The organism is Rhodococcus aetherivorans, from assembly GCF_025722975.1.
Taxonomy (GTDB): Bacteria; Actinomycetota; Actinomycetes; order Mycobacteriales; family Mycobacteriaceae; genus Rhodococcus; species Rhodococcus aetherivorans.
In genome coordinates, this window is record NZ_CP106982.1 from 3547924 (window position 1) to 3566884 (window position 18961).

General features: G+C 71.8%; 19 protein-coding genes. 6 read left to right on the top strand and 13 right to left on the bottom strand.

Annotated features, from left to right (window positions below):
- Window positions 1-50: 50 nt before the first annotated feature.
- The 12 genes from mihF to OCS65_RS15990 all read right to left on the bottom strand — a co-directional run bounded on the left by mihF (window position 51) and on the right by OCS65_RS15990 (window position 12225).
- Window positions 51-371, bottom strand: coding sequence for an integration host factor, actinobacterial type (gene mihF / locus OCS65_RS15935; RefSeq protein WP_003935409.1), 321 nt, complete (start codon window positions 369-371; stop codon window positions 51-53).
- Between the two features lie 423 nt (window positions 372-794).
- Entirely contained in the window at window positions 795-1619 is an 825-nt protein-coding gene (gene pyrF, locus OCS65_RS15940) for an orotidine-5'-phosphate decarboxylase (protein ID WP_006937640.1), read from the bottom strand.
- The gene (carB, locus tag OCS65_RS15945) at window positions 1616-5005 is read right to left on the bottom strand and encodes a carbamoyl-phosphate synthase large subunit (protein ID WP_006937639.1); all 3390 of its coding nucleotides are present in this window, start codon (window positions 5003-5005) and stop codon (window positions 1616-1618) included. Before carB ends, pyrF begins: the two co-directional genes overlap by 4 nt.
- A complete protein-coding gene (gene carA, locus OCS65_RS15950; RefSeq protein ID WP_006937638.1) occupies window positions 5006-6169 on the bottom strand; it encodes a glutamine-hydrolyzing carbamoyl-phosphate synthase small subunit in 1164 nt (387 codons plus the stop codon).
- 96 nt (window positions 6170-6265) lie between these two features.
- Window positions 6266-6772, bottom strand: coding sequence for a PH-like domain-containing protein (locus OCS65_RS15955; RefSeq protein ID WP_029543596.1), 507 nt, complete (start codon window positions 6770-6772; stop codon window positions 6266-6268).
- Entirely contained in the window at window positions 6772-8091 is a 1320-nt protein-coding gene (locus OCS65_RS15960) for a dihydroorotase (RefSeq protein ID WP_050035208.1), read from the bottom strand. Before OCS65_RS15960 ends, OCS65_RS15955 begins: the two co-directional genes overlap by 1 nt.
- Window positions 8092-8156: 65 nt before the next feature.
- On the bottom strand, window positions 8157-9101 hold the full coding sequence (locus OCS65_RS15965; protein ID WP_006937625.1) for an aspartate carbamoyltransferase catalytic subunit: 945 nt from the start codon (window positions 9099-9101) through the stop codon (window positions 8157-8159).
- A complete protein-coding gene (gene pyrR / locus OCS65_RS15970; protein ID WP_006937623.1) occupies window positions 9098-9697 on the bottom strand; it encodes a bifunctional pyr operon transcriptional regulator/uracil phosphoribosyltransferase PyrR in 600 nt (199 codons plus the stop codon). Before pyrR ends, OCS65_RS15965 begins: the two co-directional genes overlap by 4 nt.
- A 191-nt stretch (window positions 9698-9888) precedes the next feature.
- Window positions 9889-10398, bottom strand: a complete 510-nt coding sequence (nusB, locus tag OCS65_RS15975) for a transcription antitermination factor NusB (protein ID WP_006937621.1) — start codon at window positions 10396-10398, stop codon at window positions 9889-9891.
- Window positions 10399-10962, bottom strand: coding sequence for an elongation factor P (gene efp / locus OCS65_RS15980; RefSeq protein ID WP_006937620.1), 564 nt, complete (start codon window positions 10960-10962; stop codon window positions 10399-10401). It abuts the gene before it with no gap.
- Window positions 10963-10997: 35 nt separating this feature from the next.
- Window positions 10998-12092 carry an aminopeptidase P family protein gene (locus OCS65_RS15985; protein WP_185712737.1) on the bottom strand — a complete coding sequence of 365 codons (1095 nt, stop codon included), beginning with the start codon at window positions 12090-12092 and terminating at the stop codon, window positions 10998-11000.
- A gap of 4 nt (window positions 12093-12096) precedes the next feature.
- Window positions 12097-12225: a hypothetical protein gene (locus OCS65_RS15990; protein ID WP_263507275.1), complete on the bottom strand. Its 129-nt coding sequence runs from the start codon at window positions 12223-12225 to the stop codon at window positions 12097-12099.
- A gap of 33 nt (window positions 12226-12258) precedes the next feature.
- Here OCS65_RS15990 and OCS65_RS15995 point away from each other — a divergent pair, with 33 nt between their 5' ends.
- From OCS65_RS15995 to OCS65_RS16020, 6 genes are all read left to right on the top strand, one after another.
- Window positions 12259-12819: a B-4DMT family transporter gene (locus OCS65_RS15995; RefSeq protein WP_029543592.1), complete on the top strand. Its 561-nt coding sequence runs from the start codon at window positions 12259-12261 to the stop codon at window positions 12817-12819.
- Window positions 12820-12891: 72 nt separating this feature from the next.
- Window positions 12892-14112 carry a patatin-like phospholipase family protein gene (locus OCS65_RS16000; RefSeq protein WP_006937615.1) on the top strand — a complete coding sequence of 407 codons (1221 nt, stop codon included), beginning with the start codon at window positions 12892-12894 and terminating at the stop codon, window positions 14110-14112.
- Window positions 14113-14278: 166 nt separating this feature from the next.
- The gene (locus OCS65_RS16005) at window positions 14279-14422 is read left to right on the top strand and encodes a hypothetical protein (RefSeq protein ID WP_006937614.1); all 144 of its coding nucleotides are present in this window, start codon (window positions 14279-14281) and stop codon (window positions 14420-14422) included.
- Between the two features lie 163 nt (window positions 14423-14585).
- Window positions 14586-15146 (top strand): hypothetical protein, encoded by a 561-nt coding sequence (locus OCS65_RS16010; protein WP_102800060.1) that lies wholly within the window; start codon window positions 14586-14588, stop codon window positions 15144-15146.
- A gap of 39 nt (window positions 15147-15185) precedes the next feature.
- A complete protein-coding gene (locus tag OCS65_RS16015; protein ID WP_168579626.1) occupies window positions 15186-15566 on the top strand; it encodes an ArsR/SmtB family transcription factor in 381 nt (126 codons plus the stop codon).
- Complete coding sequence (locus OCS65_RS16020) at window positions 15563-17524, top strand: heavy metal translocating P-type ATPase (RefSeq protein ID WP_185712736.1); 1962 nt, start codon at window positions 15563-15565, stop codon at window positions 17522-17524. Before OCS65_RS16015 ends, OCS65_RS16020 begins: the two co-directional genes overlap by 4 nt.
- Before the next feature lie 45 nt (window positions 17525-17569).
- On the opposite strand, the gene thrS is transcribed toward OCS65_RS16020, so the two are convergent.
- A complete protein-coding gene (gene thrS, locus OCS65_RS16025; protein ID WP_263510372.1) occupies window positions 17570-18799 on the bottom strand; it encodes a threonine--tRNA ligase in 1230 nt (409 codons plus the stop codon).
- Between the last annotated feature and the right edge of the window lie 162 nt (window positions 18800-18961).

An 18961-nucleotide genomic window follows, 5' to 3' on the forward strand; every position in this document is an offset into this window, starting at 1 on the left:
TCGTGGAACCGCTGTCCGACACGGTGTGTGCGTCAGCTACCACCGGTCGCTCAGGCGTCGAAGTCGAACCTGGCGAGCAGCGCCTTGCGCTGACGGTCACCCAGGCCGCGCAGGCGACGCGTCGGGGCGATCTCGAGCTCGGTCATGATTTCCTGCGCCTTGACCTTGCCCACCTTCGGCAGGGCCTCGAGCAGGGCGGACACCTTCATCTTGCCGAGGATCTCGTCGTTCTCGGCATCGGCCAGGACCTGCTTGAGGTCGGTGCCGCCGCGCTTCAGGCGGTCCTTGAGCTCAGCCCGGGCGCGACGGGCAGCAGCCGCCTTCTCCAGAGCAGCGGCGCGCTGCTCGTCGGTCAGCTGGGGAAGGGCCACGGTTCCTCCGTCTCATCGTTGGCAAACAGTCTCATCCGCCGGTTAACCAGCGGCGATAGCGACCGTACTCACGCCGGACGACGATTGCGAACCCACCCCCCGCCGTTTCGGCTCGAAAACACGTGCGGTAGTGCGCCCGGATCGCCGTCCCCGACCCGGTCCGGCCGGGCCCCGCGGGCACCGTCCACCACCTCGGCGAACACGGCATCACCGCAGGTAGAGGCGCTGCGCACGGCGTGGCGGGCCGGTGCGAGCGTCCGCCTGCGAGGCGACGCCGACGCCGGCTCGTCCCGGCCGGAAACGGATCCGAAAAATTTCCGCGCGCGAGCGTGTCGGGGCGCTCCCACCTGCATCGGAACGGACATTCGGCCCGGATCCGGGAATCGGATCCGGGCCGAGCCGGAGGTGGCGGTGCGGGGCCGGTCAGGCCCGCAGGAAGGCGAACGAGTCCACGGTGCGGGCCACGGCGCCGCGCAGCGCCGCGACCGTCGGGCCCGCCCGCAGCACCTCGCGGGAGACGTTCGGCACGACGGCGTCGAGGTGCTCGCCCGCCAGACGGCGCACGTCGTCGGCGGTGCCGCCCTGGGCGCCCACGCCGGGCATCAGGATCGGCCCGTGCAGCGCGCTCAGGTCCGGCGCCCGGGTGAGGGTCGCCCCGACGACGACACCCACCGAGCCGAGGGTGTCGGCGCCGGCGTTGCGGGCCGCGGCCTCGTCGACCATCACCTGCGCGACGCTGCGCCCGTCGGCGACGCGCGCGTGCTGCACCTGCGCCCCCTCCGGGTTGGAGGTGGCCGCGAGGACGAACACCCCGCGCCCGTCGGCGGTGCGGCGCAGCGCCGGCTCGAGCGACCCGAACCCCAGGTACGGCGAGACGGTGACCGCGTCGGACCCGAGCGGGGACGCGTCGGTCAGCCACGTGCGGGCGTAGGCGTCCATCGTCGAACCGATGTCGCCGCGCTTGGCGTCCGCGAGGACGAGGGTGCCGGTGCCCCGCAGCGCCGCGACGGTGCGTTCGAGCACCGCGATGCCCGCGGAACCGAACGCCTCGAAGAACGCGACCTGCGGCTTGACCACGGCCACCTGCCCGGCGAAGGCGTCGACGCACGCCTCCGCGAACCGCTCGAGACCCGCGACGTCGACCGTCAGCCCCCAGTCGGTGAGCAGTTCCGGGTGCGGGTCGATGCCGACGCACAGCGGCCCGCGCTCGGCGAGGGCCGCGTGCAGGCGCTGCCCGAACGTCGTCACGACGCCGGGCCCGTGGTGCCGTCGGGCAGGCCGCCGACGCCGGCGGACTCCGCCGCCGCGTCCTCGCGGAGCCCGGCGTGCATCTCCTGCAGCGAGCGGACCCCGATGTCGCCACGGATGGCGGCCTCGATGCCCTGGACGGCCGCGGAGGCACCCTGCACGGTGGTGATGCACGGGATGTTCGCGGCGACGGCGGCGGTGCGGATCTCGTAGCCGTCGATGCGCGGCCCGGAATTGCCCCACGGGGTGTTGATCACCATGTCGACCTCGCCGGCGCGGATCTTCTCGACGATGGTGTGTGCCCCCTCGGGCCGCTCCTCCTCCGACACCTTGTACACGTGCTCGCACGGGATGCCGTTGCGGCGCAGCACCTCCGCGGTGCCGATCGTGGCGAGCACCCGGAAGCCGAGGTCGGCGAGCCGCTTGACGGGGAAGATCAGCGACCGCTTGTCCTTGTTGGCGACCGAGACGAACACCGAGCCGGAGGTGGGCAGCGACCCGTAGGCGGCGGTCTGGCTCTTGGCGAACGCGGTGCCGAAGTCGTCGTCGATGCCCATGACCTCGCCGGTGGACTTCATCTCCGGGCTGAGCAGCGAGTCGATGCCGGTGCCGTCGGCGCGGCGGAACCGGTTGAACGGCAGCACCGCCTCCTTCACCGCGACGGGAGCGTCGGCCGGGGCGTGCCCGCCGTCGCCGTGGGCGGGCAGAATGCCCTCGGCGCGCAGGTCGGCGATGGTCTCGCCCATCATGACCCGGGCGCAGGCCTTGGCGAGCTGTACCGCGGTGGCCTTCGAGACGAACGGCACGGTGCGGGAGGCGCGCGGGTTGGCCTCGAGCACGTAGAGGATGTCGTCCTTGAGGGCGTATTGCACGTTGAGCAGGCCCTTGACGCCGATGCCGCGCGCGAGGGCCTCGGTGGAGCGGCGCACGTTCTCGAGATCGGAGCGGCCGAGGGTGATCGGCGGCAGCGCACACGACGAGTCGCCGGAGTGGATGCCGGCCTCCTCGATGTGCTCCATGATGCCGCCGATGTAGACGTCGGTGCCGTCGCACAGAGCGTCGACGTCGATCTCGACCGCGTCGTCGAGGAAGCGGTCGACCAGCACCGGGCGGTCCTCGGAGATCTCGGTGGCGCGAGAGATGTAGTTCTCGAGCGCCGTCTCGTCGTAGACGATCTCCATGCCGCGCCCGCCGAGCACGTAGGACGGGCGGACCAGCACCGGGTAGCCGATGCCGGCGGCGATCTCACGGGCGCCCTCGAAGGTGGTGGCGGTGCCGAACTTCGGCGCCGGCAGGCCCGCCTCGGTGAGCACCCGGCCGAACTCGCCACGGTCCTCGGCCAGATCGATGGCCTCCGGGCTGGTGCCGACGATCGGCACCCCGGCAGCCTTCAGCCGCCGCGCGAGCCCGAGCGGGGTCTGGCCGCCGAGCTGGACGATGACGCCGGCGACGGTGCCGGACTGCGACTCGGCCCGGTACACCTCGAGGACGTCCTCGAAGGTGAGCGGCTCGAAGTAGAGGCGGTCGGCGGTGTCGTAGTCGGTCGAGACCGTCTCGGGGTTGCAGTTGACCATGACGGTCTCGTAGCCGGCCTGCGACAGGGTCAGGGCGGCGTGCACGCACGAGTAGTCGAACTCGATGCCCTGGCCGATGCGGTTGGGGCCCGAGCCGAGGATGAGCACCTTCGGCCGCTCGTGCTGCTCGGCGACCTCGGTCTCGGCGTCCGGGTCGAGCTCGTACGTCGAGTAGTGGTACGGGGTCCTGGCCTCGAACTCGGCGGCGCAGGTGTCGACGGTCTTGTACACCGGGTGCACGCCGAGCTGCTCGCGCAGGGCACGCACCGCGTCCTCGTCGCCGAGTTCGGGGCGCAGCGCCGCGAGCTGCCGGTCGGAGAAACCGTGGTGCTTGGCGAAGCGCAGTTCCCGCGCACCGAACGTCCCGGCGGCGCGCACCTTCTCCCCCAGCTCGACGATCTGCTGGATCTGGTCGAGGAACCACGGGTCGATCTTGGTGGCGTCGAACAGCTGCTCGACGGTGGCGCCGAGCTCGAAGGCCTTGGCGATGCCGTAGAAGCGGCCGTCGTGCGGGACCTTCAGCTCCTCGAGCAGGCTGCCGAGATCTTCCGTCTCGACCTCGGGGCCGGTCCAGAACCCGGACCGCTTGGTCTCGAGCGACCGCAGGACCTTGCCGAACGCCTCGGTGAAGTTGCGGCCGATGGACATGGCCTCACCCACCGACTTCATGGTGGTGGTCAGGGTGCCGTCGGCGCCGGGGAACTTCTCGAACGCGAACCGCGGGGCCTTGACAACGACGTAGTCGAGCGTCGGCTCGAAACAGGCCGGCGTCTCCCTGGTGATGTCGTTGACGATCTCGTCGAGGGTGTAGCCGATGGCGAGCTTGGCGGCCATCTTCGCGATCGGGTAGCCGGTGGCCTTCGACGCCAGCGCGGACGAGCGCGACACGCGCGGGTTCATCTCGATCACCACGAGGCGACCGTCGCGCGGATCCATCGCGAACTGGATGTTGCAACCGCCGGTGTCGACGCCGACCTCGCGCAGGATCGCGATCGACAGGTCGCGCATCTCCTGGTACTCGCGGTCGGTCAGGGTCATCGCCGGCGCGACGGTGACCGAGTCGCCGGTGTGGACGCCGACCGGGTCGACGTTCTCGATCGAGCAGACGATCACGACGTTGTCGCGGCCGTCGCGCATGAGCTCGAGCTCGTACTCCTTCCAGCCGAGGATGGACTCCTCGATGAGCACGTTCGCGGTCGGCGAGGCGGCGAGGCCGCCGCCGGCGATACGCTCGAGATCGGCCTCGTCGTAGGCCATGCCGGAGCCGAGGCCGCCCATGGTGAACGACGGGCGCACCACGACGGGGTAGCCGAGTTCGGCGACGGTGTCGCGCACCTCGTCCATCGTGTAGCAGACCCGCGAGCGCGCGGACTCGCCCCCGCACTTGGCGACGATGTCCTTGAACTTCTGCCGGTCCTCGCCGCGCTGGATGGCGTCGAAGTCGGCGCCGATGAGCTCGACGTCGTACTTGGCGAGGATGCCCTGCTCGTGCAGGGCGACTGCGGTGTTGAGCGCGGTCTGCCCGCCCAGGGTGGCCAGCACCGCGTCGATCGGGGTGCCCTTGGCCTGCTCGGCGGCGATGACCTTCTCGACGAACTCGGCGGTGATCGGCTCGACGTAGGTGGAGTCGGCGAACTCCGGGTCGGTCATGATCGTCGCCGGGTTGGAGTTGACGAGGGAGACCCGCAGGCCCTCCTCGCGCAGCACCCGGCACGCCTGTGTGCCGGAGTAGTCGAACTCGCAGGCCTGGCCGATGACGATCGGGCCGGAGCCGATGACGAGGATGTGGGAGAGATCGGTACGGCGTGGCATTTAGTTCTTCTCTCCCTCGAGCATGCTGGTGAACCGGTCGAACAGGTAGGAGGCGTCGTGCGGGCCGGCCGCCGCCTCGGGGTGGTACTGCACGGAGAAGGCGGACCCGTCGAGCAGGCGCACGCCCTCGACGGCGCCGTCGTTGGCGCAGGTGTGGCTGATCACGGCCCGGCCGTAGGGCGTGTCGAACTCCTGCCCCGCTTCGCCCTCGAGCGCGAAGCCGTGGTTCTGGGCGGTGATGGCGATGCGGCCGGTCTCGTGCTCGATCACGGGGATGTTGATGCCGCGGTGGCCGAACTTCATCTTGTAGGTGCCCAGGCCGAGGGCGCGGCCGAGGATCTGGTTGCCGAAACAGATGCCGAACAGCGGCAGTCCCTGCCCGAGCACCTCCTTGGTCAGGTGCACCGCGCCGTCCGCGGTGGCCGGGTCGCCGGGGCCGTTCGAGAGGAAGACCCCGTCGGCCTTCAGGTCCAGGATGTCGTGCAGCGTCGCGGTGGACGGCAGCACGTGCACGCGCATGCCGCGCTGGGCGAACATCCGCGGGGTGTTGGTCTTGATCCCGAGGTCGATCGCGGCGACGGTGAAGCGGGCCTCGCCGTCGGGCTCGACGACGTAGCCGCTCGTGGTGGTGACCTCACCGGCCAGGTCGGCGCCGAGCATCGACGGCTGGCTCCGCACCCGATCCAGCAGGGTCTGCTCGTCGGCGAGGGCATCACCGGAGAAGACGCCCGCCCGCATCGAGCCGCGGGTGCGCAGGTGCCGCACCAGGGCACGGGTGTCGATCCCGGCGATGCCGACGATGTGCTGCCGCTCGAGCTCGTCCTGCAGGGAGCCGGACGCGCGCCAGCTCGAGGTGCGGCGCGCCGGGTCGCGCACGACGTAGCCGGCGACCCAGATCTTCGCGCCGGCGGGGTCACCGGTGGGCCCGACGGACTCGTTGTCCTCGGTGTTCCACCCGGTGTTGCCGATCTGCGGGGCCGTGGAGACCACGATCTGCCGGTGGTAGCTCGGGTCGGTGAGGGTCTCCTGGTAGCCGGTCATGCCGGTGCTGAACACGGCCTCGCCGAGGGTCTGCCCCACCGCACCGAAGACGGTGCCGCGGAACGTGCGCCCGTCCTCGAGCACCAGGATCGCGGTGTCCGTGTCGAAGTTGTTGCCGCTCATGCGTTCTCTCCGTTCTGCTCGACCTCACCGGAGCTCGCCGCATCAGCCGAAATCTCGCGTACCGTCGTCGCTGTACCAGCCGTCCAGGCTGTCGTCCTAGCTTTCACTGTCCCGGTAATTCTCGTTCGTCTCCTGCACCCACAGGGGGTAGATGGTCTTGTCGTCGCCGCGGAATCCCGTGTCGATCTCGGTGCCGGAGGGCAGCTGCCAGCGGATCACCAGCACACCGTCCTTGGTCATCACCTTCCCCGCGAGGCCCCGTTCGGTGCGGATCGCCCGGATCGAGTCCTGCGGGATCCAGATCGGCGAGGCGCCGTCGCGTTCGAGCAGCACTCCGGCGCGGTAGCGGCTGAGCTCGCCGGCCGCGCGGTGGCCGAGGTCGCCGACGGCGATCCGGTCCTGCCAGCTCGGCGCGAGGGTGCTGCCCACGTACAGGCCTGTGCTCGGGGCCACCAGCTGCTCCCCCAGCTCGGCCGGCACCGGCGGGAGGGCACCGACGGCATCGGCCTGGCGTCGGCCGCGGCCGCGCCAGCCCTTCCACATCAGCAGGGCCAGCACCACCCACAGGGCGACGAAGCCGAGCGTGAGCAACACGCGGTCCATCACCGCACCCCGCTTCCGGTGGCCGGCCGGACCGTGCCGTCGAGCGCGGTGATCCGGCCGCGCAGCACGGTCGCGACGACCTTGCCGGGCAGGGTCATCGCCTCGTACGGCGTGTTGTGCGCGACCGAGGCCAGCTCCGGTCCGCGCACCGTCCACTCGGCGTCGGGGTCGACGAGCACCACGTTGGCCGGCTCCCCCACCTCGAGGGGCCGCCCCTGGTCGTCGAGGCCGACGATCTCGGCGGGCCGTTCGCTCATCACCTTCGCGACGCCGCGCCAGTCCAGCAGCCCGGGGCGGACCATCGTCTCGACGACGATCGACAGGGCCGTCTCGAGGCCGAGCATGCCGGGACGGGCCTGGGAGAACTCGCAGCACTTGTCCTGCTCGGCGTGCGGGGCGTGGTCGGTGGCGACGCAGTCGAGCACGCCCTCGGCCAGGCCGCGGCGCAGCGCCTCGACGTCGGAGCGCTCACGCAGCGGCGGGTTGACACGGTTGACGCCGTCGTAGGTCTCGAGCCGCGAATCGTCCAGCAGGAGGTGGTGCGGGGTGACCTCGGCGGTGATCGCGATCCCTTGCGCCTTGGCCCATTTCACCAGCTCGACGGTGCCGGCGGTGGAGGCGTGGCAGATGTGCACGCGGGCTCGGGCGTCCCGGGCGAGCAGGGCGTCGCGCGCGACGATGGACTCCTCGGCCGCGCGCGGCCAGCCGGCCAGGCCGAGGCGCGCCGCGGTGGGGCCCTCGTGGGCGACGGCTCCGGCGGTCAGCCGCGGTTCCTCGGCGTGCTGGGCGATGAGCACCCCGAGCGAACTCGAGTACTCGAGCGCCCGGCGCATGATGAGCGGGTCGTACACGCAGTGCCCGTCGTCGGAGAACATCCGGACGCGGCCGACGCCGGCGGCCATGGTGCCCATCTCCGCGAGCTGCTTGCCCGCGAGGCCGACGGTGACGGCGCCGACGGGGTGCACATCGACGAGGCCGACCTCCTGCCCGCGCCGCCACACGTGGTCGGTGACGACGACGGAGTCCGCGACGGGGTCGGTGTTGGCCATCGCGAACACCGCGGTGTAGCCGCCGAGCGCCGCCGCGGCGGATCCGGTGTCGATGGTCTCGGTGTCCTCGCGGCCGGGCTCGCGCAGGTGCGTGTGCAGGTCGACGAAGCCGGGCAGCAGGACCCGTCCGGCGCCGTCGATCACCTCGGCGTCGGAGCCGGCATCGAGGTCGGTCCCGATCCCGAGGATCTGCTCGTCGCCGAGCAGCACGTCGGTCGGCGCGCCCTCCCCGTAGACGAGCACGTTGCGGATGAGCACCTGCGGCGACACCGAATCTTCTCCTGTCCCAGTGTTCTTCGTATCCTGCGCGGCTGCGCGGTCCGCGTGCGAGCCGGTCATGCGATCGCGCTCTCCGTGCCGACGAGCAGACGGAACAGCACGGCCATGCGCACGTGCACGCCGTTGCTCACCTGCTGCAGCACCGCGGTCTGCGGGGCGTCGGCGACCGCGGAGGCGATCTCCATGCCGCGCAGCATCGGACCGGGGTGCAGCACCACGGCGTGCTCGCCGAGCATCGCCAGCCGCTTCTCCGACAACCCGTATCCGATCGAGTACTCGCGCGCCGACGGGAAGAACCCGCCGTTCATGCGTTCGGCCTGCACCCGCAGCATGAGCACCGCGTCGAGGCCGGGCAGTTCGGCGTCGAGCGAGTGCGACACGGTCACCGGCCAGGTCTCCACGCCCACCGGCAGCAGCGTGCGGGGCGCGACCAGCACCACCTCGGCGCCGAGCGTGGACAGCAGCAGCGCGTTGGAGCGGGCGACACGGCTGTGCAGGATGTCGCCCACGATCCCGATGCGCCGGCCGGCGATCGACCCGAGCCGCTGCCGGAGGGTCAGCGCGTCGAGCAGGGCCTGCGTGGGGTGTTCGTGGGTGCCGTCGCCGGCGTTGATCACCGCCGGCCCGCCGCCGTTGCCGTCGCCGGTCCAGTCGGCGATGCGGTGCGCGGCGCCCGAGGCGGGGTGCCGCACGATCAACGCGTCCGCGCCGGCGGCGTGCAGGGTCAGCGCGGTGTCGCGCAGCGATTCGCCCTTGGCGACCGACGAGCTCGAGGCGCTGACGTTGATCACGTCCGCGCTCATCCACTTGCCGGCGACCTCGAACGAGACCCGGGTGCGGGTGGAGTTCTCGAAGAACACCGTCATCACGGTGCGGCCCCGCAGGGTCGGCAGCTTGCGCACCTCACGGCCGAGCAGCGCCTGCTCGAACCGTTCGGCCTCGTCGAGAAGCTCGGTCGCGGACGCCTCGGTCAGGTCCGCGATGGAGAGCAGGTGCTTCACGAAATCTTGCCTCCGGAGATCACCACGGCGTCGCGGTCGTCCTGCTCGGTGAGCAGGACCCGCACGTCCTCGGCGCGGGCGGTGGGGACATTCTTGCCGACGTAGTCGGCGCGCAGCGGCAGTTCGCGGTGGCCGCGGTCGACCAGGACTGCGAGCTGCACGGCGCGGGGCCGGCCGAGGTCGCGCAGGGCGTCGAGCGCGGCGCGCACCGAGCGGCCGGAGAACAGGACGTCGTCGACGAGGACGACGAGGGCGTCCTCGACGCCGCCTTCGGGCACCGACGTGCGCTCGAGCGGCCGGTGCGGCTTGGTGCGCAGGTCGTCGCGGTAGAGGGTGATGTCGAGGGAGCCGACGGGCACGGTCACCCCGGAGAACTCGGCGATGCGTTCGGCGAGCCGGTGCGCGAGGGTGGTGCCGCGGGTGGGGATACCGACGAGGACGACGCGGGGGGCCTCGCCCTCGGGGGCGTCGAGCGCGGTCTTCTCGATGATCTGGTGCGCGATGCGGGCGACGGTGCGGCCGACGTCGGCTGCGGAGAGCAATTCGCGGGCCGGACCGGGCGTGGATACCGGCGACCCGTCTTCGGACATGGCCATACTGCGACCTCCTTCTCCGCCTCGCTGGACGGATCGTTAAAGGATGCCTGACGGTGCATCAGCCTAGCAGCGGCCGGTGACCCCCAGACACGGGTGCGGGGTGAGGCGTGCCACAGGCCGCCGTCCCGGTAGCGACGAGCGGGCCCGGCCGGCGACTTCCGTCCCCGGCCGGGCCCGCTCACGTTGCGATGTCAGGGCCGCTCGGACTCCCGCTGCTCGGCCGGCTCGGCGGCGCGCGACGAGGTGGCCGCCGCGGCGGCACGGACCTGGTCGGCGAGCGCCACGATCTGGCCGAGGATGCCGTTGACGAAGGCGGGCGAGTCGTCGGTGGACAGCTGCTTGGCCAGTTCGACGGCCTCGTCGACGGCCACCACCGGCGGCACGTCGGAGGCGTGGAACAGCTCCCACACCGAGATGCGCAGGATCGCCCGGTCCACGGCGGGCAGCCGCTCGAGCGTCCAGTCGTGCAGGTGCTCGGCGATCACCTGGTCGAGCTCGTCGAGATGCTCCGCCACGCCGCGCACGACGGTCTGCGTGTACGGCGGCACCTGGGCGACCTGGTCGTCGGTGACGGCGAGCGCGATGCGGTCGGCCGCGAGACCGACCGGGTCGATGTCGCGGGCTTCGGCCTCGAACAGCAGGTCGACGGCACGCTTACGCGCCTTGTGCCGGGCTCCGAGTTTCTTCTGCGTACCGGACACTCAGGAATTCACTCGCCCGAGGTAGCTGCCGTCACGCGAATCGACCTTGAGCTTGTCGCCGGTGTTGATGAACAGCGGGACCTGGATCTCGGCGCCGGTCTCGAGGGTCGCCGGCTTGGTGCCCCCGGTGGAGCGGTCGCCCTGCAGGCCGGGATCGGTGTGGGTGACCTCGAGTTCGACGGTGACCGGCAGTTCGACGAACAGCGGGGTGCCCTCGTGGGTGGCCACCTGCACCTGCATGTTCTCGAGCAGGAACTTCGCGCCGTCGCCCAGGGTCTCCTCGTTGATGGAGATCTGGTCGTAGGTCTCGCCGTCCATGAACACGTAGTCGGTGCCGTCGTGGTACAGGTACGTCATGTCGCGGCGGTCGACGGTGGCGGTCTCGACCTTCACCCCGGCGTTCCAGGTCTTGTCGACGGTCTTGCCGGAGAGCACGTTCTTGATCTTCGTACGGACGAACGCCGGCCCCTTGCCGGGCTTGACGTGCTGGAACTCGATGATCTGCCACAGCTGACCATCGATCTTCAGCACGAGCCCGTTCTTGAAATCGCTGGTATCGGCCACTTGGTTTCGCGTCTCCTAGAGTCGAGGTACCGCCCTCATACGACGGTCAATGTCTTGTCGGTGAGTGTGAGCAGCTCCGGTCCCTGCTCACGCACCACGAGCGTGTCCTCGATCCGCACGCCTCCGCGCCCGGAGAAGTACACGCCCGGTTCGACGGTCACCGCCGCACCGCAGGCAAGTGTACCGGTCGCCGCCTGGCCGATTCCGGGTGCTTCGTGGATCTCCAGACCGACCCCGTGGCCGAGTCCGTGCAGGAACAGATCACCGTGCCCGGCGTCGGCGATGACGCCGCGGGCCGCGGCGTCCACGGCGGCCAGGTCGACGCCCGGCACGAGCGCCGCCCGCCCGGCCGCCTGGGCGCGCGCGACGAGGTCGTACACCTCCCGCTGCCAGTCGGCGGCCCGCGCGAGGACGTAGGTGCGGGTCATGTCGGAGTGGTATCCCCCGACCTGCGCGCCGAAGTCGAGCTTGACGAAGTCCCCGGCGGCGAGCACCGCGTCGGTGGGCCGGTGGTGCGGCACAGCCGAGTTCGCCCCGGTCGCGACGATCGTCTCGAAGGAGATGCCGTCGGCGCCGTGGTCGAGCATGCGGGCCTCGAGATCGCGGCCGACCTGCCGTTCGGTGCGGCCCGGGCGCAGCCCGCCGGCGGCGACGAGGTCGGCCAGCGCCCGGTCCGCGGCGGCGCACGCCGCCTTCAGCAGCCCGACCTCGTGTTCGTCCTTGACCATGCGCAACTGCTCGACCAGCCGGGGCGCGGGCGTGAGGGTGAGCGGGCTGTCCAGCCCCGCCCAGCGCACGTGCTGTTCGACGGTGACGATGTGGCTCTCGAAGCCCCACCGGGCCGGCGTGGCCGCGGAACCGACCAGGTGATCGGCGCTGGCGCGGGCGATCCGGGCCCGCAGGTCGGGCACCTGCGCGGCGATCTGGGTGAGGTAGCGGCCGTCGGTGCACACGACGGTGCGGGACTCGTCGTCGTCGTCGTCGGCGGTGACGAGCAGCGCGGCATTCGAACCGGTGAAGCCGGTGAGGTAGCGGATGTTGAGCAGGTCCGTCACCAGGAGCGCATCGAGGTCCCGGTCGGCGAGCAGCCGGCGCAGCGCGGCGCGGCGGGAGGCGTGATCGGCGGGCATGGGCTCAACGTACTCCCGCGGCGGCGGCCGGAACGGCCGCCGCCCGGGCGGTGACGACGAAGGGCAGGACGATGAAGGGCAGGACGACGAAGGGCAGGACGATGAGGAGCGGAGACCATGTGGGGCGGAACACACTTCCGCCGATCCAGACGTTACTCTGAGGTACATGAAACCCTGGTTGCTTCGCGGGCTCGGCCTGACCCTCGTGCACGTGCTCGTGCGGGTCCTGCTGGGGGCCGCCCTGGTGCAATGGCCGCTGCAAGGCTCGGTGCTGCGGATGGTCGCGCTGGCCGTCGTCGTGCTCGCCGCGATCGTGTGGGCCGGGCTCGACGGGATCCGCGACCAGCGGGCGCACCCGCAGTCGGAGGACGGTGCGGACCTGACGATGCTGTGGCTGAAGGCGGCGGCGGTCACCGGCCTCGTCGCCGGCCTGCTCACCTGGCTGATCGACACGGTCAGCCCGATCCAGGTCGGGGTCAAGTCGCTGTTCTTCGAACTGACCTCGGGTGCGGCGTTCACCGTGCTGCTGGTGTACGTCCCCGCGACGGCCGCGGTGATGCTCGGGCGGTTCCTGGTGCGCCGGGAGCAGCGCAAGTCCGCGCCGAAGGCGAAGCCCGACGCCGGGCCGGCGCCGGTCGGGGCGGCCGCGGCGCCGGATCCGGGGTGGCGCGACGACGACGCCCCGACCGAGGTGTTCGAGCGGATCGATCCGGACCGCCGCCCCTAGCGTCTCCCGATCGGACCGGGCCGGTTGCGGAATCGGGTCCGTGGCCGGAGGCCGGCAGGTACCGTTCCGCCCATGGCCGGACGCGGGGCGCGCGGTACCCACGGACGCCGGCGGACGGCGCTGGTCGTCGCGGGCGCGGGCGCGCGCGGTGCCTATCAGGCCGGGGCGATCACCTCCCTGCTTCCCCGGATGACGCGGCACGGCGCAGCGCCCGCGATCCTCGTCGGGACCAGCGCGGGCGCGATCAACGTGCTCGGGCTCGCCGCGTTTGCCGACGAGGGACTGCCCACGGCCGCGGAACGGGTCGTGGACCTGTGGACCGGGGTGGTCTCGTCCGACGTGTACTCGTCGGTGCACAGCCTTCTCGGCACCGGCGCGGCCTTCCTGGGCCAGGCGATCGGCTTTCCCCGCACGCGTCTCGTCAGCCTGCTCGATACGACCCCGATCCGGGGAACCCTGCAGCGCCTCGTCCCGTGGACCCGGCTGCACGAGAACATCCGGGCCGGGTTGGTGGACGCGGTCGCCGTCGCGACGACGTCCGTGGCCACCGGCGGGACGGTGGTGTTCGTGGAGAAGAACGATTCGGTGCGCCTGCCCGAGTACGACATCCGCCGCAACATCAGCTACGTCGAGACGACGCTGACCGTCGACCACCTGCTGGCCTCCTCGGCGGTCCCGATCCTGTTCCGGCCCATCCACGTCACCGACCGATGCGCCCCGCAGCGCTCCGGCTGGTACATCGACGGCGGACTGCTGCTCAACACCCCGATCAAACCCGCGCTGCTGCTGGGCGCGAACGACGTCGGCGTCGTGGCGACGCAGCCGCGGGTGTGGCCCCCGCCGGTCGCGGCGCGCACCGGGAGGCACCGGCCGGCGCCTCCCGACGTGGCCGGCGTCGCGGCCCTGGCACTGCGCGCGATGCTCGGCTACCGGATGATCGAGGATCTGCACACGCTCGAATTCCGCAACGCACGGATCGCGCAGACCCGCGCGGTGTCCCCGACCGACCGTCCCATCGGGATCGACTTCGCCGGCCCACCACCGGGCCAGGCCGGCCGGATCGCCGAGATCGCGGAGGACGTGGTGCGTCGCCGGCCCGCCGTGCGCCGGTTCCTGCGCAACCCCGCGCCGTCCGTCGTCGCGCGGCTGGTCGGCGGCGATGACGAGGATCGCGGAGACCTGCTCAGCTTCCTGCTGTTCGACCCGGAGTTCACCTCCGCGATCGCCGACCTGGGCCGGGAACACGGCGCAGAACCGAGCTCCGCGCCGGCCGTGGAGGGCATCCGGGCGTGATCCGCGCCCGGGCCGGAATCGGACGGGACGGGCGGAACGGACCGATTATGCGAGGAGTCGTGTCACACGACGTGCCGGTGGTGTAATTGTGAAGCATCGGGATCGAGAATCGGGAGCAGGCGAGGGAAAGCCGCTCGCCCGATCGGACGCACCGAGGGGGATTGCGATGGCCGACTTCGATCGATGGCCGACCGACCTGCTCGCCGAGTTCGTGGCCGACCTCGAACTGGGCCGCACCCCTGCCCTCCCGGTCGGCGTCGAGACCGCCGCGCGCGAGGAACTGGCCCACCGGAGCCTCGACGGCGGATGAGACCGATCCTCGGCAGTGTCCCCACGCGCAGCGACCGCCCCAGCACCGCCCGTCCGCGACCCGGACGCCGGGCAGGCGGAGCCGCCCGGTCGGATCCCCCTGCCGCGATGCGATCACCGAAAATCAATCCGACTGGCGCCCAATACATTTAGAGTAGGGAACCATGGGAGAGCGCGCTCCGGTATGCCCCGACGGGAAGACGGCCCCGAACGGCTCGGACGAGGGTGGGCCTTGGTGCTCCCGGACCGGTGGTGAACCGCAGCTGGGACGACTGCTCGGGGCGATCCTGCCGCTGACGCACCCCGCCGGCCTGTGGTCCACGACGTGGGGCCTCGCGAAGGGCTCGTGCAGCGCCGCCGCCGCGGTGGTGCGCGGACGAGTGCTCGGTCGCCGCCACCCGGGCACCCCCGAGGCGGCCGACCCCGTCCTGCCCGCGAGCTGGTGGCCCGACGACCTCGACATCGAGGCGGCGGCCAGGAAGTGCCCGGGGGTGGATCTGTACGCGGTGACCGTCGACTTCGTCGACCGCCACCACGGGTTCGCGCTGTCGATGCTGGGCGGCATCCCGTCCTGGACCGCCGCCTGGTATTCCCGCGTGGGCGTCGCCTACCTGCACGCCCACCGGCTCTCCCATCCCGTCCGGGACAACCGGGGCCGCCGCGGAACGCCCGTGCCGGCGCGTGCAGGCCGTCCCGGCCTGCAGGTCGTGCGCGGCGCCGAGTAGTCGCAGCGTTACATCGCCTGAAACCGCTATCATCGCCGTATGACGATCAATCGTGACGGTGGTGCGGTCCCGACGTCGACCCGGCCGGTGCCGGACCTCGACGCCGCGGTGGCGCTGTTCCACAGCCTCTCGGACGGCACCCGATTGGCGATCGTGCGACGGCTCGCCGAGGGTGAGGCGCGGGTGGCGGACCTCGTCGGTGAGCTGCGGTTGGCGCAGTCGACGGTCTCTGCGCACATGGCGTGCCTGCGGGACTGCAACCTCGTCGAGGGCCGCCCCCAGGGCCGGCAGGTGTTCTACTCGCTGACCCGACCCGAGTTGATGGATCTGCTCGCCTCGGCCGAGACGTTGCTGGCCGCGACCGGGAACGCGGTCGCGTTGTGCCCGAACTACGGCACCGGCACCGGGAGCGCGCCGTGAGCGACGCCTGCGGTTGCGGCCACGCCGAACCCCGCCTCCCCGGCGAGGACGAGCACGCGCCCGAGAAGTTGTGGCAGGTCACGGAGATCCGGGCGGCCGCCGCCGCGGGCGTCCTGCTGGTGGCGGCCCTGATCGTCCGTGTCGGCGGCGGACCCGACGCTCTCGGTGTGGGACTCGAGGCGGTGGCTTTGATCGTCGCCGGCTACACCTTCGTCCCCGCCACGCTCGAACGCCTGCCCAAGGGCGGGATCGGCGTCGGGACCCTGATGACGATCGCGGCCCTCGGCGCGGTGCTGCTCGGTGAGGTCGGCGAGGCCGCGATGCTCGCGTTCCTGTTCGCGATCAGCGAGGGACTCGAGGAGTACGCCGTCACCCGCACCCGCCGCGGCCTGCGCGCACTGCTGTCCCTGGTCCCGGACACCGCCACGGTGCTGCGCGACGGTCGCGAGCAGACCGTTCCGCCTGCCGACCTCGCGCTCGGCGAGGTCATGATCGTCAAACCCGGGGAGCGGATCGCCACCGACGGGATCGTCCGATCCGGGCGCACCGCCCTGGACACCTCCGCCGTCACCGGGGAATCGATGCCCGTCGAGGCCGGTCCGGGCGACGAGGTGTTCGCCGGGTCGATCAACGGCACCGGTGTCCTCGAGGTCGAGGTCACCGCCGGCGCGCAGGACAACTCGCTGGCCAGGATCGTGCGGATCGTCGAGGCCGAGCAGTCCCGCAAGGGCGACGCGCAACGCCTGGCCGACAGGATCGCCACCCCACTCGTCCCGGCCGTGATGGTCGCGGCCGCGGCCATCGCCGTCGTCGGCAGCCTGGCCGGGGATCCGCGCGTGTGGATCGAACGCGCCCTGGTGGTGCTGGTCGCCGCGTCGCCGTGCGCGCTGGCGATCGCGATCCCGGTCACGGTCGTCGCCGCGGTCGGCGCCGCATCCAGGTTCGGCGTCCTGGTCAAGGGCGGCGCCGCCCTCGAGGCTCTCGGCCGCATCCGCGGCATCGCGTTGGACAAGACCGGCACCCTCACCCGGAACCGGCCCGCCGTGCTCGACGTCGCCACCGCGGAGGGAACGACCCCCCACGACGTTCTCGCCGTGGCCGCCGCTCTGGAGGCCCGCAGCGAACACCCCCTCGCCCCGGCGATTCTCGCCGCCGTCGACGACTACGTGCCGGCCGAACAGGTGGACGCGGTCCCCGGTGCCGGCCTGACCGGCCGCATCGCCGGCGCTCCTGTCCGGCTGGGCCGGCCCGGCTGGATCGACGCCGGTCCGCTCGCCGCGGACATCGAGCGGATGCAGCATGCCGGGGCCACCGCGGTCCTCGTCGAACGCGAAGGCGCCGCGATCGGGGCGGTCGCCGTCCGCGACGAGCTCCGCGCGGAAGCGCGCGAGGTGGTCGCCGGGCTGCGCCGTGACGGCTACACCGTCGCGATGCTCACCGGCGACCACGACCGCACCGCCCGAGCCCTGGCCGCCGACGCCGGTATCGACGAGGTGCACGCCGACCTGCGCCCCGAGGACAAGGCCCGTCTCGTCGAGACCCTGCGCGCCACACGGCCGACCGCGATGGTCGGCGACGGGGTCAACGACGCCCCGGCGCTCGCGGCCGCCGACCTCGGCATCGCGATGGGCGCGATGGGCTCCGACGTCGCCATCGACACCGCCGACGTCGCCCTGATGGGCGAGGACCTGCGGCACCTGCCCCGAGCGCTCCGCCACGCTCGACGGTCGCGGACGATCATGCTGCAGAACGTCGGACTGTCCCTGGCGATCATCACCGTTCTGATGCCACTCGCCCTGTTCGGAGTCCTCGGCCTGGCCGCGGTCGTCCTCGTCCACGAGGTCGCCGAGATCGTCGTGATCGCCAACGGAGTCCGGGCCGGGCGCGCTCGGAGCCCGACTGCGACGGCACGACCAGCGCCGACGGCGGCCGAGCCGATCGCCGGAACCCGGTCATGACCCGAGACGCCGGCTCCCCCTCGGCCGGCGTCCACGAGGGGGCGTTCACGGCAGCGCGGACGGACGCAGGACCCGGCCCCGGACGTCGGCCCGCACCCGTTGCACGAACTGCTCGCGCCCGAGGCACGCCCGCTGCCCCGACTGCGGCACCAGCGCGCTGACGGTCTCGTCCGCGAGTTCCTCGTCGCCGACGATCGCGATGTACGGGTCGCGGTGCAGGCGCGCGGCCCGGATACGGCTGCCCAACGAACCCCCGGCGAGCACGTCGACGCGAATCCCCTCGGCCACCAACCTGTCCCGCAGCCTGCCGGCCCCGTCGCCGTGGCCGTCCCCGACGGGCAGGACCGCCACCTGGCGGGGCGACAGCCAGGGCGGCATGCGCCCTTCGAAGCGTTCGACGAGCATCGCGATCAGCCGCTCCATCGACCCGAGCACACCCCGGTGGATCATCGCGGGCCGATGCCTGCGCCCGTCCTCGCCGGTGTATTCGAGGCCGAAGCGCTCGGGCTGAGTGAAGTCGAGCTGGACGGTGGACACGGTCTCCTCGCGCCCGTGCGCGCCGGCGACCTGGATGTCGATCTTCGGACCGTAGAACGCGGCCTCCCCTTCGGCCTCGAAGAAGTCCAGCCCGCGCCGTTCGAGCGCTCCGCGCAGTTGATCCTGGGCGTGCGCCCACTGCTCGCCGGTGCCGAGATACCGCCCGCCGGCGTCACCCAGGGACAGGCGGTAACGCCGGTCGGCGAGCCCGAGGACCCCGTAGCAGCGCTCGATCGCACTCAGCGCGAGTTCCACCTCCGCGCCGACCTGTTCGGGCGCGCAGAACACGTGCGCGTCGTCGAGACTGATCTGCCGGACCCGGCTCAGGCCGGCGAGCACGCCGGACAGTTCGCTGCGGAACATCGATCCCAGCTCCGACAGGCGGATCGGCAGGTCGCGGTAGCTGCGGCCCCGCGAGGCGAAGATCTGGGCGTGGTGGGGGCAATTGGCGGGCCGGAGAACGAAACTCTCGCCTCCGACCCGCATCTCGGGGAACATGTCGTCGGCGAATTTGGACCAGTGGCCGGACCGGACGAACAATTCCTTCTTGGCGAGCACCGGGGTGTAGACGCGGCGACAGCCGGTTTCGGCCGCCACCTCGGCGGCGAAGGCCTCGAGTTCGGCACGGATCACCGCACCGTCCGGCAGCCACAGCGGAAGGCCCGCACCCACTATCGGTGCGGTGGCGAACATTTCGAGTTCGCGACCGAGCACTCGGTGATCTGCACCGTTCATGATCCGTTCCTCGACTCTCGTGTCGGCGAGAGGAAGCGACGTGCCCGAACACGACGAAAGCCCCGGGACGTCGACTCCCGGGGCTCGCGTGGTGGGTCAGCAGTGAGCGACGCGGCGCCGGAAGGCATCCGGCGTCGTCGTGACCTGCTGAGCGTTCATCATGAC

Bases quoted from the DNA above. Each gene is read 5' to 3' on its own strand.
- carA (WP_006937638.1), bottom strand. From the start codon at position 6,169: ATGAGCGGCAACAACTTCGACACGGACACCGCGATCCTGGTGCTCGAG.
- OCS65_RS16000 (WP_006937615.1), top strand. From the start codon at position 12,892: ATGGCCGGACGCGGGGCGCGCGGTACCCACGGACGCCGGCGGACGGCG.
- OCS65_RS15955 (WP_029543596.1), bottom strand. From the start codon at position 6,772: ATGGACCGCGTGTTGCTCACGCTCGGCTTCGTCGCCCTGTGGGTGGTG.
- OCS65_RS16005 (WP_006937614.1), top strand. From the start codon at position 14,279: ATGGCCGACTTCGATCGATGGCCGACCGACCTGCTCGCCGAGTTCGTG.
- OCS65_RS16015 (WP_168579626.1), top strand. From the start codon at position 15,186: ATGACGATCAATCGTGACGGTGGTGCGGTCCCGACGTCGACCCGGCCG.
- pyrR (WP_006937623.1), bottom strand. From the start codon at position 9,697: ATGGCCATGTCCGAAGACGGGTCGCCGGTATCCACGCCCGGTCCGGCC.
- OCS65_RS15995 (WP_029543592.1), top strand. From the start codon at position 12,259: ATGAAACCCTGGTTGCTTCGCGGGCTCGGCCTGACCCTCGTGCACGTG.
- OCS65_RS16010 (WP_102800060.1), top strand. From the start codon at position 14,586: ATGGGAGAGCGCGCTCCGGTATGCCCCGACGGGAAGACGGCCCCGAAC.
- carB (WP_006937639.1), bottom strand. From the start codon at position 5,005: ATGCCACGCCGTACCGATCTCTCCCACATCCTCGTCATCGGCTCCGGC.
- OCS65_RS15985 (WP_185712737.1), bottom strand. From the start codon at position 12,092: ATGCCCGCCGATCACGCCTCCCGCCGCGCCGCGCTGCGCCGGCTGCTC.